General features: G+C 31.5%; 12 protein-coding genes. 6 read left to right on the forward strand and 6 right to left on the reverse strand.

The genetic code is table 11. The features are described from left to right. Window positions 1-4: 4 nt before the first annotated feature. From LPB136_RS11170 to LPB136_RS11185, 4 genes are all read left to right on the forward strand, one after another. Window positions 5-3061 carry a PEP/pyruvate-binding domain-containing protein gene (locus LPB136_RS11170; RefSeq protein WP_237267385.1) on the forward strand — a complete coding sequence of 1019 codons (3057 nt, stop codon included), beginning with the start codon at window positions 5-7 and terminating at the stop codon, window positions 3059-3061. Between the two features lie 178 nt (window positions 3062-3239). After that, a complete protein-coding gene (gene gdhA / locus LPB136_RS11175; protein ID WP_072556407.1) occupies window positions 3240-4577 on the forward strand; it encodes an NADP-specific glutamate dehydrogenase in 1338 nt (445 codons plus the stop codon). 255 nt (window positions 4578-4832) lie between these two features. Beyond that, window positions 4833-5675 carry an alpha/beta hydrolase family protein gene (locus tag LPB136_RS11180; protein WP_072556408.1) on the forward strand — a complete coding sequence of 281 codons (843 nt, stop codon included), beginning with the start codon at window positions 4833-4835 and terminating at the stop codon, window positions 5673-5675. Window positions 5676-5692: 17 nt separating this feature from the next. After that, the gene (locus LPB136_RS11185; protein WP_072556409.1) at window positions 5693-6685 is read left to right on the forward strand and encodes an endonuclease/exonuclease/phosphatase family protein; all 993 of its coding nucleotides are present in this window, start codon (window positions 5693-5695) and stop codon (window positions 6683-6685) included. A 72-nt stretch (window positions 6686-6757) separates the two neighbouring features. Here LPB136_RS11185 and LPB136_RS11190 read toward each other — a convergent pair whose 3' ends face one another. The 3 genes from LPB136_RS11190 to LPB136_RS11200 are packed head-to-tail and all read right to left on the reverse strand — an operon-like array spanning window position 6758 to window position 10212. Then, complete coding sequence (locus tag LPB136_RS11190; protein ID WP_072556410.1) at window positions 6758-7504, reverse strand: succinate dehydrogenase/fumarate reductase iron-sulfur subunit; 747 nt, start codon at window positions 7502-7504, stop codon at window positions 6758-6760. Window positions 7505-7513: 9 nt separating this feature from the next. After that, on the reverse strand, window positions 7514-9526 hold the full coding sequence (locus tag LPB136_RS11195; protein ID WP_072556411.1) for a fumarate reductase/succinate dehydrogenase flavoprotein subunit: 2013 nt from the start codon (window positions 9524-9526) through the stop codon (window positions 7514-7516). A gap of 11 nt (window positions 9527-9537) precedes the next feature. Continuing rightward, complete coding sequence (locus LPB136_RS11200) at window positions 9538-10212, reverse strand: succinate dehydrogenase cytochrome b subunit (RefSeq protein ID WP_072556412.1); 675 nt, start codon at window positions 10210-10212, stop codon at window positions 9538-9540. Between the two features lie 257 nt (window positions 10213-10469). Between LPB136_RS11200 and LPB136_RS11205 the strand changes: the two genes are divergently transcribed. Together LPB136_RS11205 and LPB136_RS11210 are read left to right on the forward strand one after the other, a co-directional pair. Beyond that, entirely contained in the window at window positions 10470-11309 is an 840-nt protein-coding gene (locus tag LPB136_RS11205) for an oxidoreductase (protein ID WP_072556413.1), read from the forward strand. A gap of 247 nt (window positions 11310-11556) precedes the next feature. Continuing rightward, window positions 11557-13242: a glutamine--tRNA ligase/YqeY domain fusion protein gene (locus LPB136_RS11210; RefSeq protein ID WP_072556414.1), complete on the forward strand. Its 1686-nt coding sequence runs from the start codon at window positions 11557-11559 to the stop codon at window positions 13240-13242. Between the two features lie 66 nt (window positions 13243-13308). Here LPB136_RS11210 and LPB136_RS11215 read toward each other — a convergent pair whose 3' ends face one another. The 3 genes from LPB136_RS11215 to LPB136_RS11225 all read right to left on the reverse strand — a co-directional run bounded on the left by LPB136_RS11215 (window position 13309) and on the right by LPB136_RS11225 (window position 16529). After that, window positions 13309-14142, reverse strand: coding sequence for a THC0290_0291 family protein (locus LPB136_RS11215; protein WP_072556415.1), 834 nt, complete (start codon window positions 14140-14142; stop codon window positions 13309-13311). Window positions 14143-14211: 69 nt separating this feature from the next. Continuing rightward, complete coding sequence (locus LPB136_RS11220) at window positions 14212-15813, reverse strand: Ig-like domain-containing domain (protein ID WP_237267386.1); 1602 nt, start codon at window positions 15811-15813, stop codon at window positions 14212-14214. A gap of 29 nt (window positions 15814-15842) precedes the next feature. Continuing rightward, window positions 15843-16529, reverse strand: coding sequence for a ComF family protein (locus LPB136_RS11225; RefSeq protein ID WP_072556417.1), 687 nt, complete (start codon window positions 16527-16529; stop codon window positions 15843-15845). Window positions 16530-16563: the final 34 nt, after the last annotated feature.

Genomic DNA, 16563 nt, shown 5'->3' on the forward strand with positions numbered 1-16563 from the left:
TTGTATGTCAATAATCAAAGGAACTAATATGAAAGAAAATATAATAGAGAATTTAAAATCTTACGCTTTTAAAGAAGTTACTTTCGATAAGTTAATGAAGAAAAGAATTAATCAAGTATTAATTGTTTGTTCTAATTACGATTTTTACATGCTTGAAGAAGATGGTAGAATTGAAGAACGAATTTTTAATGAATATACATCTTTAAACTTAAGATATCCCCCAAATTTTGTGCATGCTAATTCTGCTAGAAGAGCTATTAAGATGATGAATTCGCATAAAATTGATATTGTTATCACTTGGTTAGACATTGGTAATTATAAAGCATTTGAAACATCAAAAATAATTAAGGAAGCCTTCCCAAATGTGCCAATTGCTGCATTAAGTCATCACTCATCATTACTAAGAAGTAAACTACAAAAAGGGAATACAGGAATAATAGACTTTGTTTTTCACTGGAATGGGAATGCAGATATATTTTTAGCTATCATAAAATTAACTGAAGATAGAATGAATGCCGAAGTTGATATTAATGGAGTTGGTGTAAAGGCAATTTTATTAGTAGAAGATTCACTTAAATTTTATTCACGGTACATTCCACTTATATATAAAGTTATTCTTAAACAAACCCAACAAATAATGTCTGAAGGGTTAAATGAACAACGGAAAATGTTGTTAATGCGAGGAAGACCAAAAATTTTGTTAGCCACAACTTTTGAAGAAGGAATGCATTTATTTGACGCTTATAAAGATAACTTATTAGGTGTAATATCGGATGTGAATTATTTTAAAGATGGAGTTAGAAACAAAGATGCCGGATTTTTGTTCTTAAAATATGTGCGAAATTATAAACGTTATTTTCCATTTTTAATTCAATCTTCAGACGAAAACAATGAAAAACGAGCTTTAGAATTGAAAGGAAAGTTTTTATACAAACATTCCGAAACTTTAGGTGTAGATATAAGAAACTATATTGTTAAATATTTTGCTTTTGGAGATTTCGAATTTTGGGACCCAACACAGATGAAGGTCCTAGCGGCAGTTAAAGATTTAAGCGAATTTCAAAAAGCAATAAAAATTGTTACGGAAGATTGTTTAATGTATCATGCAACAAGAAGTGAATTCTCTAAATGGTTAAAATCGAGAGCGCTATTTCCTTTAGCAGATTTATTAAGTACAATAGAACATAGCGATTTTGAAAACAGCAATCAAATTAGAGAGTTTTTAATTAACGCTATTAAATTATATAGAACTTACAGGTCTAGAGGTGTAATTGTAAAATTTAACAAACATAAATATGATGAGTTTGTTGGGTTTGCAAGAATTGGAGAAGGAGCTTTAGGAGGAAAAGGAAGAGGTTTAGCCTTTATAGATTCATTCTTAAAGAGAAATAATTTATATAATAAATATAAAGATGTAAGTATAACAATACCAAGAACTGTTGTAATAAGTACAGATGTTTTTGATCAATTTATTGATACACATAAATTAATAAAATTTGTTGCTGAATGTTCAGATGATGATAAAATTTTAAATGAATTTATTTCTAAAGATTTACCAGAATGGGCTTTAGAAGACATTAAAGCATTTTTAAAAACTACTAAATGTCCAATTGCTGTAAGATCATCAAGTATATTGGAAGATTCTAATTACCAGCCTTTTGCAGGAGTTTTTTCAACTTATATGATTCCAGATTCAGAAATTGATAAAAAAGTTGAAATGGTTTCTAATGCAATTAAATCTGTGATAGCCTCATCTTTTTTCGAAAACAGTAAACTATATTTAAAAGCAATATCGCATACTATAGAAGAAGATAAAATGGCTGTAATTTTACAGGAAGTTACCGGTAAACAATACCAAGATGTATATTACCCAAATATATCTGGCGTAGCGCGTTCTATTAACTTTTATCCAATTGGAGATGAAAAACCAAATGAAGGAATTGCTAATATTGCTTTAGGTTTAGGTGAATTAATTGTAGGTGGAGGACAATCTTTACGTTTTTCGCCCTATCATCCCAAAAAAGTACTTCAATTATCTTCTCCAGGCTCTACTCAAAGAGACACACAGCAATATTTTTACGGTTTAGATTTAGACCCAAATAGTTATAAAACATCTACTTCCGAATCGGTTAATAAAAAGAAAATAACCATTAGAAAAGCAGAAAACCATGGTTCTTTAAAGTTTGTAGCATCTACTTACGATTTACAAAATAACTCTATTAGACCAGGTGTAATGCACGATGGAATTCGAGTAATTACGTTCGATAATATTTTAAAATACAATACGTTTCCGTTACCAGAAATTTTACAGGAATTATTACGAATTGGGCAACGAGAAATGAGAAATCCTATAGAAATAGAATTCGCAGTAAAACTAGATGTTCCTTCAGGAAAACCAAAAGAATTCAGTTTTCTACAAATAAGACCTATTGTAGAAAGTGTAGAAACAGTTAGTAAATTACCCGAAAAATTAGAAATTTCAGATACCATAATTTATTCTGAATCTGCCTTAGGAAATGGAAAGTATGAAAATATTTGTGATGTAGTTTATGTAAAACCTAATACATTTAATCCTGCCAATACAAGAGACATAGCAAAAGCAGTAGAAGCCATAAATAAAAAATTTATTGAAGCAGACAAACCTTACATTTTGGTTGGTCCAGGACGTTGGGGTTCTAGTGATTCTTGGTTAGGAATACCTGTACTTTGGTCTCAAATTTCAGCAGCAAAAATAATTGTAGAATCTGGTTTAAATGATTTCAGAATAGATCCAAGTCAAGGAACACACTTTTTTCAAAACTTAACATCCTTTAAAGTGGGTTATTTAACTATAAATCCATTTATAAATGATGGTTTTTTTGATGTAGAATATTTAAATGAAAAAGAAGCCGTTTTTGAAGATTCTTATTTACGCCATATTTCATTTAAAAATCCATTAACAGCCGTTTTAGATGGAACTAATAATAAAGCAGCAATTTTTAAAGCAGGTATTTCATTAGAAGATTTACAAGTAAATGAAGAAAATACAGAAGAAGAATTACCACCCGAGGGATTTATGTAAAATGAATATATGATAAAATATCATCATCATTACGGTGCTTAAATTACATATTCTTACAAAAGAGTTATTTTTTTGTTAAAGATTAAAAACACAACAAAATTTGTTGATTAAAATTCAATTTTAAAAATGTATTTTTGTTATCAAAATTATACTATAAATAGTTGTTAATTATATTAATATGAATGTCACAGAAATTTTAACAAACCTAGAAACAAAACATCCTAATGAACAGGAGTATTTACAGGCTGTTAAAGAGGTTTTAGAATCTATTGAAACGATTTATAATGAAAATCCACAATATGAAGCGGCCAAAATTATTGAACGTTTAGTAGAACCAGATCGTATTTTAACATTTAGAGTTTCTTGGATTGATGATTCTGGAAATGTACAAGTAAATTTAGGCCACAGAATACAATTTAACAATGCTATTGGCCCTTACAAAGGTGGTATTAGATTGCATCCAAGTGTAAACTTAAGTATTTTAAAATTCTTAGGCTTTGAACAAATATTTAAAAATGCATTAACCACTTTACCAATGGGTGGTGGAAAAGGAGGATCGGATTTTAATCCAAAAGGAAAATCAGATACCGAAATAATGCGTTTTTGTCAAGCATTTATGTTAGAACTATGGAGAATGATTGGTCCAAGTACAGATGTACCAGCAGGAGATATTGGAACCGGAGCTAGAGAAATAGGGTTTATGTATGGGATGTTTAAAAAACTACAGCAAGAAAACTCAGGTGTTTTTACAGGAAAAGGTTTAAATTGGGGAGGAAGCTTAATTAGACCAGAAGCTACAGGTTTTGGTGGAGTTTACTTTACAAAAGAAATGTTAGAAACTAAAAACGACGATTTTAAAGGTAAAACAATTGCGCTTTCAGGTTTTGGAAATGTAACTTGGGGTGTTGCTTTAAAAATTACAGAATTAGGCGGAAAAGTAGTTACAATTTCTGGTCCTGATGGTTATATTTATGACGAAAAAGGATTAGATGAAGATAAAATAAGTTACTTATTACATTTAAGAGCTAGTAATAACGATATAGTTTCTCCGTATGCCGATGAGTTTCCAGAAGCTACCTTTCATGCAAATGAAAAACCGTGGAGCGTAAAATGTGATATTGCAATGCCTTGTGCTACTCAAAACGAATTAAATGGAGAAGATGCAGAAAAGCTAATTGCAAATGGTGTGCAATATGTGGCTGAGGTTTCTAATATGGGTTGTACTCCAGAGGCTATTCACGAGTTTCATAAAGCTAAAATTTTATACGGACCAGGTAAGGCAGTAAATGCAGGAGGAGTTGGAGTTTCTGGATTAGAAATGTCTCAAAACGCAATGAAACTAAACTGGACCAAAGAAGAAGTAGACGTTAAACTACACCAAATAATGCATTCTATTCATACTGCTTGTTTAAAGTTTGGTACTGAAGAAGATGGTTATATAAACTACGTAAAAGGAGCAAATATTGCTGGTTTTATAAAAGTAGCCGACGCAATGTTAGATCAAGGTGTAATTTAAGAATACACTTTAATAAATATTTAAAAAGCACATCAATTTCGATGTGCTTTTTTTATGGGCGTTCCCTTCGGTCGTGCTTTCCATTATATCTTTTTATTTATGCTGAATTTATTTCAGCATCTGTTACAATGCAAAAGAATTGATTTTTTTAAAAAAGATACAGAAACGAGTTCAGCATAAAAAGGATGCCATTGCAATCACTAACGCAAAACAACCGATAGTTTTAACACCAATTAATTTGTTATTTTTGACAATATGAGAATCATTAAAAACACTATTTTACAAGGCAAGTATAACAAACCCATCTTAATTGATGTTTTCTACAAAGAAACCAACCAACCAAAACAAATTGTTGTTTTTTGTCATGGTTACAAAGGATTTAAAGATTGGGGAGCTTGGAATTTAATGGCAGAAGCATTTGCTAATGCAGGTTTTTTCTTTGTAAAATTCAATTTTTCTCATAATGGAGGAACTGTTGAACAACCCATAGATTTTCCAGATTTAGAAGCCTTCGGAAATAATAATTACACCAAAGAATTAGACGATTTAGAAACGGTAATTGATTGGATTTCTACAAATACCGATTTTAAAAATGAAGCAGATAAAAACAACATTTCGTTAATTGGTCATAGCAGAGCAGGCGGAATTGTAACTATAAAATCTGAAGAAAACACTCGTATAAAAAAAGTAATTACGTTGGCAGGTGTTTCCGATTTTAGAAGTAGATCTTCTACAAGTGGAGATCTCGAACAATGGAAAAAAGATGGTGTTAAATATGTTGTAAACGGAAGAACAAAACAACAAATGCCACATTTTTATCAGTTTTACTTAGATTTTAAAGAAAACGAAGAAAGATTAACCATAAAAAGAGCTATTGAAAACCTTCAAATTCCGCACTTAATAATTCATGGAGATAACGATACTTCAATTTTTATAAAAGAAGGCGAAAATCAGCATTTATGGAACTCTAACAGTCAATTTGAGGTTGTTAAAGGAGCAAATCATGTTTTTGGCGCCAGTCATCCATGGAAAGAAAAAAGTCTTCCAACTCATTTATTAGAAGTAGTAGATAAATGTTGTAATTTTATCATCGATTAATAATTAAAACCCTTTTAATGGCTTCACTTTTATCATCATTATTTAAGAATAATTCGGACGATATTTTTACGATTGCATTTTATAATGTTGAAAATTTATTTGACACAAAAGACGATCCTAAAACCCATGATGATGATTATACATCTGGAGGAAAAAGACGTTGGGGTTATAAAAGGTATAACGATAAAGTTAAGAAGTTAACGTCTGTAATTTCTCAATTGGGAACCAAACGTTCTAAAAATCCGCCAGCAATTGTTGGTTTGGTTGAGGTAGAAAATAGCCAAGTTGTACAAGACTTAATTAGGCATAAAAATTTAGCAAAATATCATTATGATTTTGTGCATTATGATTCTGCTGACGAAAGAGGAATTGATGTTGCACTTTTGTATAACAAGCAAATTTTTGAATTGTTATCTTCTAAAACGTATCCGCTTTATTTTGATGAAGGCGACGGAAGTAGAGATTACACAAGAGATGTTTTACGAGTTACAGGGAATTTAAAAGGAGAACGCATCACTATTTTGGTAAATCATTGGTCTTCTCGTAGAGATGGAGAAGAAGAAACAAAACCAAAAAGAATTAAAGCAGCAGAATTAAATACAACTATAATTGAAGAAATTAAAGCAGAAGATGCAGCTGCTAAAATTATAATAATGGGTGATTTTAATGACGATCCAACAAGTGAAAGTGTAAAAAAACATTTAGTTGGAACAGATTTCTACAATCCTATGGAAAGTCTTTTTGCTAAAGGAATTGGAACTTTAACTTATAATAAAAAATGGAACTTATTCGACCAAATTATTCTAAGTAAGAATTTTTTAAACTCTGAACCTGGAAAATTACATTTTAAACATGCTGAAGTTTTTAATAAAAAATGGTTGCGTATTGCTAAAGGTAAATTAAAAGGAAGCCCGTTTAGAACATTCATTGGTCCTTGGTACAAAGGTGGTTTCTCAGATCATTTTCCTGTATATGCTTATTTAGTGAAAGAGAAGCAACGAGATTTGTAAAAACAAAAAACAATACATAAAAAAATCCCGAGTTGAAAAACTCGGGATTTTTGTTTTATATAAAATTTAAAATTATCCTTTTAAAGACGCTTTTAAGAATTCAGTATTCATTCTTGCAATGTTTTCTAAAGAAATTCCTTTAGGACATTCAACTTCACAAGCACCAGTGTTTGTACAGTTTCCAAAACCTTCAGCATCCATTTGTGCAACCATGTTTAAAACACGATCAGTTGCTTCAACCTGTCCTTGTGGTAATAAAGCATATTGAGACACTTTTGCACCTACAAATAACATTGCAGAAGAGTTTTTACACGTTGCAACACAAGCTCCACAACCAATACAAGTTGCCGCGTCCATTGCTTTATCTGCAGCTTCTTTAGAAATAGGAATTGCGTTTGCATCTTGTGTATTTCCTGAAGTATTTACAGAAATATAACCACCAGATTGTTGAATACGTTCAAAAGAACTTCTATCAACAACTAAATCTTTAATTACAGGAAATGCTGCTGCTCTAAATGGCTCAATTGTAATTGTATCACCATCTTTAAAAGAACGCATGTGTAACTGACATGTAGTTACACCACGATCTGGACCGTGTGCTTCACCGTTAATATACATAGAACACATTCCGCAAATTCCTTCACGACAATCATGGTCAAATGCAACAGGTTCATCACCTAAATTAATTATTTGTTCGTTTAAAACATCCATCATTTCTAAGAAAGACATATGTTCAGAAATGTCAGATATTTTATAATCTACCATTTTCCCTTTATCACTTGCGTTTTTTTGACGCCAAATCTTAAGTGTTAAATTCATAATATCTTCTTATTTGTATGAACGTTGTTTTAATTCAATATCGTTAAACTCTAATTCTTCTTTGTGTAAAACTGCGTCTGCAGGTTCTCCTTTATATTCCCAAGCAGAAACATACGCATACTCTTCATCATTACGCTTTGCTTCACCTTTTTGTAATCCGTCTAATTCAACAGATTCTTCTCTAAAGTGACCCCCACAAGATTCGTTTCTATTTAATGCATCCTTCGCAAATAACTCTCCTAATTCTAAGAAATCTGCTACTCTACCAGCTTTTTCTAATTCAGGATTCATTTCGTTAGCATCACCAGGAACAGTTACGTTTTTCCAAAAATCTTCACGTAAAGCCTTAATTTCTGCCATAGCTTCTTTTAAACCTTGTTCGTTACGTGCCATTCCACATTTTTCCCACATAATTTTTCCTAATTTCTTGTGGTAATAATCTACAGAATGTTCTCCTTTATTATTGATGAAGAAATCGATACGTTCTTTAACTTCATTTTCTGCTGCTGTAAACTCTGGCGTTTCCGTTGAAATTTTTCCAGTACGAATATCATTAGATAAATAATCTCCAATTGTATATGGTAATACGAAATAACCGTCTGCTAAACCTTGCATTAATGCAGAAGCTCCTAAACGGTTTGCACCATGATCAGAGAAGTTTGCTTCACCAATACAATACAATCCATCTACAGTTGTCATTAAGTTATAATCTACCCAAACTCCACCCATTGTATAGTGTGTTGCAGGATAAATCATCATTGGCGTTTTGTATGGATTTTCATCAACAATTTTCTCATACATCTGGAATAAGTTTCCATATTTAGCCTCCACAATAGCTTGTCCTAATTCGTATACTTTCGCTTCCGAAGGATTTGTTATGTGTTGTAATTTTGCTTGCTCTTTTCCGTAACGAGAAATAGCTGATTTAAAATCTAAATACACAGCTTCTCCAGTTGCATTTACTCCGTAACCAGCATCACAACGCTCTTTTGCTGCTCTTGAGGCAACATCACGTGGAACTAAGTTACCAAATGCAGGATATCTTCTTTCTAAATAGTAATCTCTTTCATCTTCAGACAAATCAGTTGGTTTTTTACGACCTTCTCTAATTGCCATTACATCGTCCATACTTTTAGGAACCCAAATACGACCATCATTTCTTAATGATTCTGACATTAATGTCAGTTTAGATTGATAATCTCCCGAACGAGGAATACACGTTGGGTGAATCTGAGTATAACAAGGATTTGCGAAATACGCTCCTTTTTTATGAATTTTCCAAGCTGCAGTTGCGTTAGAACCCATTGCATTGGTTGATAAGAAATATACATTTCCGTATCCACCAGAAGCAATAACTACTGCGTGTGCAGAGTGACGTTCGATTTCTCCTGTAACTAAGTTACGTGCTATAATTCCACGAGCTTTTCCACCAACCTTAACAACGTCTAACATTTCGTGACGATTGAACATTTCAATCTTTCCACGAGCAATTTGACGATTCATTGCTGAATATGCTCCTAATAATAATTGTTGACCAGTTTGTCCTTTAGCGTAAAAAGTTCTAGAAACTAAAACTCCACCAAAAGAACGGTTGTCTAATAAACCACCATAATCACGTGCAAAAGGAACTCCTTGTGCAACACATTGGTCAATAATATTTGCAGAAACTTGCGCTAAACGATAAACGTTTGCTTCACGAGAACGATAATCTCCACCTTTTACGGTATCGTAAAACAATCGGTAAAAAGAATCTCCATCTCCTTGATAGTTCTTGGCAGCGTTAATACCTCCTTGAGCAGCAATTGAATGCGCTCTACGTGGAGAATCTTGATAAGCAAATGCTTTAACATTGTAGCCTAATTCTGCTAAAGTTGCAGAAGCAGAACCACCTGCTAAACCTGTTCCAACTACAATAACATCTATGTTACGTTTGTTGGCAGGATTTACTAAATCAATATGATTTTTATAATCTGTCCATTTATCTTTTAATGGACCTTTTGGTACTTTTGAATCTAAAGCCATACGTTTTTGTATTAGTGATTGAAGTGATGAAATAATGCAATAATGATAAATCCTACAGGAATACCAATAGCATAAATTTTACTAAATGTTTTCAATCCTTTAGTGTATTTATTGTTTGCTCCAACAGATTGGAAAGCTGAGTTAAAACCGTGTAATAAGTGCAATGCTAAAAAGACAAATGCAACTACATAAGCTACAACTCTTGCTGGACTTAAAAATTTGTGTTGTAATTCGTGGAAGTATCTTAATTCACCATCATGTAAACCAGACCAATCTCCTTGAATAAATTTAGTGTTCATTTCTGGAAACCAAAAATCGATAAAGTGTAACACCATAAATGCTAAAATTGCTAAACCAGACCAAATCATGTTTCTACTCATCCAAGTAGAATTTGCGCCTCCATTATTTTTAGCATAGCTAATTTTACGTGCACTCCAGTTTTTTGCTTCTAAAACAAACCCCATTACAAAGTGAAATATAACACCAATTAGTAATATTGGCTGAATTGCATATTGTACAATTGGATTTGTTCCCATAAAATGAGACAAAGCGTTAAAGGTTTTTCCTTCGTTAGGAAAGATTGAAGTTAAATTGATTGCAAAGTGTTGCAGTAAAAATACCATTAAAAATAAGGCGGAAATTGCCATGGCAAATTTTCTTCCGATAGAAGATTTTAATAATCCCATTGAGTTTTTATTGTTGATTAATCAAAACAAATTTAAGGCTAAAACTAAACTTGCACAAACAAACTCTTTTTTTTTGTTGAATATTTAGAATGGGTTTAAATAGAGTAAATTTGATAATACAGGCGATATGTTTTTTAATACGTTTGTTTTATAAAGAACAATACCTAATTAAACGATTATTTAAAATGAATTTAACATGAACAAAGGGTTATAACAATATAAACTTTAGTATTTTTGCAAGATTATAAAACGTAAGAATGAGTACAGAAAAAAAAGTTTGGTTTATTACTGGTGTATCATCAGGATTAGGTAAACAATTAGCTAAAGAAGTATTATCGCAAGGACAAATTGTTGTAGGAACTTTTAGAAAACAAGAACAAGTAACCGCATTTAATAATGAAAGTCCAGGAAATTCTTTTGGAGTACTTATAGATGTTGCTAATACACAAATGATTATTGATGGTGTTAAAACCATTTTTGATAAATTCGGAAAAATAGATGTAGTTGTTAATAATGCCGGTTATGGTATTATGGGAAGTGTTGAAGAAATTTCTGACGCAGAAGTAAGAAGACAGTTTGAAGTAAACGTTTTTGGTGTTTTAACTACTATTAGAGAAGTTTTACCACAAATGCGTAAACAACGTTCGGGGCATATTATAAACATAACTTCTATTGCAGGACGTGTTGGTTCTCAGGGTTTAGGAATCTATAATGGTTCTAAATTTGCTTTAGAAGGTATTGGAGAAGCTTTAGCGGCAGAATTAAAGCCTTTAAATATTAAGGTAACTAATGTTGAGCCAGGACCATTTAGAACAGAATGGGCAGGAAGTTCAGCTGCTTACGATAATACTAAAATTGAAGATTACGAAAGTACTGTTGGAGAACGCATTAGAGGTTTACAAAACTTAAGTGGTAACCAACCAGGTAATCCAGTAAAAGCAGCAGATGCAATTTATAAATTAGCACAATTAGAAGAAGCTCCAGTACACTTACCATTAGGTAAAATTGCTTACGAAGTTTTCGGAAATGTAAATAATGGCTTAATTGAAGAGTTAGCTAAGTTTGAACACTTAGGTAAAGAATGTGATTTTGAATAAGGTAATTTAACCTTTTATAGATATTAAAAACCGCCTTTTGGCGGTTTTTTTGTTTTTAGGACAATTTTTTGATAAAAACTCAGGTTTTCTCTGCGTTAGGGATTGTAGCGTTTGTTTGAGCTCTTTTTGTTTTTTTAAACAAAAAAGCGAGTGCGGAAAGCCCGACCTTTAGGTAACGTCCAAAAAACTGTTATAGACTGTTTAAGGTGATAAAAAAAACGTAATTTTGTTTTTCAATTTTTAGAAAATGACTGAAGAGAAAAAACCGCTAAATTTTTTAGAACAAATTATTGAAGAGGATTTGGCAAATGGAATGCCAAAAGAAAACTTACGTTTCCGATTTCCACCAGAACCAAACGGATATTTGCATATTGGACACACAAAAGCCATAGGAATTAGTTTTGGTTTGGGTGAAAAATACAATGCACCTGTAAATTTGCGTTTTGATGATACAAATCCTGCAAAGGAAGAGCAGGAATATGTAGATGCAATTAAGGAAGATATTGCTTGGTTGGGTTATAAGTGGGAAAACGAATTGTATTCTTCAGATTATTTTCAACAATTGTATGATTGGGCAGTTTTAATGATTAAAGACGGAAAAGCGTATGTTGATAGTCAAACTTCGGAAGCAATGCGCGAGCAAAAAGGAACACCAACTCGGGTTGGAACAAACAGTCCGTTTAGAGATCGTTCTGTGGAAGAAAACTTACAGTTATTTCAAGATATGAAAGATGGTAAGTTTAATGAAGGTGAACACGTTTTACGTGCAAAAATTGATATGGCAGATGATAATATGTTAATGAGAGATCCATTAATGTATCGTGTTTTATACAAAGAACATCATAGAACGGGTAAAGATTGGTGTATTTATCCGATGTACGATTGGACACACGGAGAGAGTGATTATATGGAGCAAGTCTCACATTCATTATGTTCTTTGGAATTTAAACCACATCGTAAACTATATAATTGGTTTCGCGATAATGTGTATGAATTTAGCAAGAATGAATACCCTAATCCGCCAAAACAACGTGAGTTTTCTCGTTTAAACTTAAGTTATACAGTAATGAGTAAACGTAAGTTGATGAAGTTGGTAGAACAAGGAATTGTTTCTGGTTGGGACGATCCAAGAATGCCAACAATTTCTGGTTTAAGACGAAGAGGTTATACACCAGCTGCAATAAAAAGTTTTATTGAAACGGTTGGAGTTTCTAAACGAGAGAATGTAATTGATGTTTCTTTATTAGAGTTTAAAATTAGAGAAGATTTAAATAAAACAGCCAAAAGAGTAATGGCGGTTTTAGATCCTGTAAAAGTTGTAATTACTAATTATCCTGAAGGAGATGGAGAAATGTTAGATGCTAATTATAACGATTACGAAGAAGGTTTTGGAACCAGAGAAGTTCCGTTTTCAAGAGAAATTTATATAGAGCGCGAAGATTTTAGAGAAGAAGCAAATAAGAAGTTTTTCCGATTGAAATTAGGGAAAGAAGTTCGTTTAAAAAACGCTTATTTTATTACAGCAAATAGTTGTACAAAAGATGATGATGGAAATATTACAGAAATACAATGTACATACGATCCGTTAACAAAATCGGGAATGGATACAGAAGAAAGCAAGCGTAAAGTAAAAGGAACTTTGCATTGGGTTTCTATAAAACATGCTATTAAAGCAGAAGTTAGAGTCTATGACAGGTTGTTTAATGATGAAGCTCCTGACGGACATAAAGACAAAGATTTTATGGAATTTGTAAATCCGAGTTCTTTAGAAACTATTACGGCGTATTTAGAGCCAAGTTTACAAACTGCTAAAATTGGTGAACGTTTTCAGTTTCAACGTCTAGGTTATTTTAATGTTGATAATGACTCAACTGCAGAAAATTTAGTATTCAATAAAACGGTTGGTTTACGAGATTCTTGGGCTAAGAAATAAGTTGGCAGAATGAAGTATATAAAAAAAACCACAACTTAGTTGTGGTTTTTTTTTATGTTTTGCTTTTTAGAATAATCGTAATGGATCAGAGAAATTTAAGTGCCAAATAACACCAACTTGTAAACTAATTGCCCATTCATTGTATTTGTTTTCTGGACGATTCTTTGCGTTTAGTCCATCGACATTGTCAGAAAAGAAATATTGCCAACGCCCTAGAGCAGATAAATCCATTCTTTCGGTTAATTTATATCTTATTCCAGCTCCTAAAACAGCTGAACCTGTACTTCCTTTACCTACAGCTCTATCTCTCCAATCTTGCCACTTAGTGTATAATAAAGTTGGGTCACTTCTCCAATCTCCATCTCCATGTTCAGTTGTTAAATCGTTTTCATACATAGAATACATTATACCTAAACTAACATAAGGATTCCATTTATACTCAGAATAATAAGCACTAAATGAACGTAAATCATTAAAATGATATTCTCCACTAACACCAAAATTAAAGATACTTACAGAACCTCTCATGTCTCTAAGCTTCTGCCTATTAGAAAAAGGACCGCCACCAGCTTCAACGTATTTACCATGATGACGTAAATTATCCGTTGTCATATAATTGATTTCCGTTTTTATGGCAATATCATCAATAAGTCTATAACGCGCATTCCAACGCGCATTTCTATTATAAAAAGTAAGGTAATGAACTAAACTTATAGACATTGCAGCATTACCAACTTCACTTTGAAAGTTATATCGTTGGCCATAATCAGATTGCATAGCATAAACACCAGTAAACACACCAATATCGTGTGTTAAGTGTTGGTTATCGAAAGTGTACTTTTGCGCAAAAAGGCTAAAGCAACTAAAAAGTAGAATTAAGGTTGAAATTAGGGATTTCAAAAGATTCTTTATTTAGGGGTCTAAAAACAAATATATAAAAGTTAGTTAAAGTTTTGGTTTAAAATAGACTTATTTTATAGTAAATGTTTCATTTACAACCCAATTTGCTCTTATTTTTAATTCTTTGTCGAAGTAAATAATTTGTTCTGGTTGAAATTTTTGCAAGAAATCACCGGTATCCCACTTATTATTTTTATTAGTGTCTATAATAGCGCGAACAGTATATGTTTGTGGTTCTAACAAAGAAAATTCAACTTTATTTAAGTCTTTTATATATTTTTTAGAAACTACTTCTTTGCTTTTAGATAAAAGCTCTAAAATTATTGGACTTTCCGTTTGATTTTCAATTTCTAAAATTATGCTTCCATAATCGTCAATTGCTTTTGTTTTAAGTGAAAGCTTGATAGAGTCATTTGTTGTGTTATAAATATCAGTAAAAGCATTTGGTAATACTTTTACAGTGTATTTATTGGATGGTTCTTTATTGAAATGGAAAACGTATTTATTTATTGCTTCTTTTTTTAGTTGAAATTTTACCGCTACAGTATCTTTATCAACCAAAGAAAACTTAGTGTCATCTGTTTTTACAATTGGGTTGTTTGTATTAAAAAACAAGGTGTCGTTTAAGTGTAAATTGCCATTTGCTGACGCTAAAACATTTAAAGAATCTATTTTTTTCTTACGAAGAAAAACAGTTGTCGTGTCTTTAATATTAGTGTTAGAAACAATAAAATTTAAAGAATCTTGTTCAATAGGTGTAAACCAATAATTTAAAGTGTCTTTACCTTTTTCAAATTGGGTAAAAGCCTTAAAATTTTCAGGCACTTCAGATAAAAGGTTAATTTTCATTTCAGTTTTTTCTCCTTCAAAACCAAATTGAATTCTACCTTTAGTTACTTCTTTACCGCGTTTAAATTTATACGGTTGTAGTTCTTTAAATAGCACTAATTCTTTATTTACAACACTATCTCTAGGTAAAGAAATAGTATCTATAGAAAAGGCAATTTTATCTGTTTTTGAGCTAAAAATATAGTTGTTATTTTCTTCCTTAAGTGCTAATAACAAATAGTTCCCTTTTTGTAAATTAGTAAATTGATAATTGTTAGAATCTAACGTGTTAGAAACATACAGGGGTTTCTTTTTATAAATGATAGAATCTGTAAAAGTAGAATCTAACTTATACAATAAAACACTTGTGCTTTTAGCTAAATCTTCTACTAATGCGTCTCTAACCACACCTTTTAAGGTTAATGAATCTATATAATCTCCCGTAGAAAAAACATATTTAAAACTCTCTAACTTGTTATTCTCGTTATTGTCTTGTACTGCATTACCAAAGTTAAAAGTGTAGGTAGTATTTTGTTTTAGTGTGTCTAAAATTTCAATATTAATATATTTACTTGGAGTTCCTTGAGGTGTTATCAACGGCGGATTTTTCATTGGTGGAGAAACAACCAATTGTTTATTTAAATCCTTTAGAACAATATATTCATCAAAATAAAGTCTAATCTTTTTCTTGTTGAATTTAATAGTTTCGTTTGGCGGATTTGCAGTTACCAAAATGGGTGCAGCTTCATCTTTTGGACCACCTTCAGGCCTTCCTTTTCTAGCACAATCATACAATGCAAGAACCATTAAAGAGAAAAGTAAAATTTTTGAAACGTTTTTCACAAAAAAATATTTACAACAAAGAAACAAAATCATTCTGTAAACGCCATTGTAACAATACTTATTTTAATATTTTCTGTTTTTAACAATTCATTACAGCAACTTTCTAGTGTTGCTCCTGTTGTAATTACATCATCAATTAGTAAAACGTGTTTGTTTTTAAATTTGGTAAAATCGGAGAGTGTAAAATTTGTTTGAGAGTTAGAAAATCGTTCAAAACGTTGCTTGTAAGTTTGTGTTTTGGTTGAAGAAATTCTGATTAAAACGTTGTTGTTATACGGGGTATTTAAAATTTCACTTAAAGCTTCGCCGAATTTTGTAAGTTGATTATAACCGCGCTCTTGCAATCTTTTTTTGTGCAAAGGAACTGGAATTATATAATCTACATCAGAGAATTGATTACTTTCATTTAAAATTTCTCCAAACCAACTTCCTATAAAAGTGCCAATTTCTTCATTACCTTTATATTTTAAAGAATGAATTAACTCGCGCGTTTTACCAACCTTTCTAAAATATAAAAACGAAGTAGCTTTTTCAATAGGAATTCTACCAAAGAAAGTTTGAGCAACGCTATTATTTTTATAGTCTGTATGATTAATAATGGGCAAGTCGTGCCTACAAAAAGAACAAATTACAGTTTCTCCTTTTAACAATTTATTATTACAAGTTGTACATAAATTAGGGTAAAATAATTGGAAAAAGTCTTTTAAAAGTTGCATATTTACACAGCGTTTTTTGCTAAAGTTAAACAAA

It is taken from the genome of Tenacibaculum todarodis (genome assembly GCF_001889045.1).
GTDB lineage: Bacteria > Bacteroidota > Bacteroidia > Flavobacteriales > Flavobacteriaceae > Polaribacter > Polaribacter todarodis.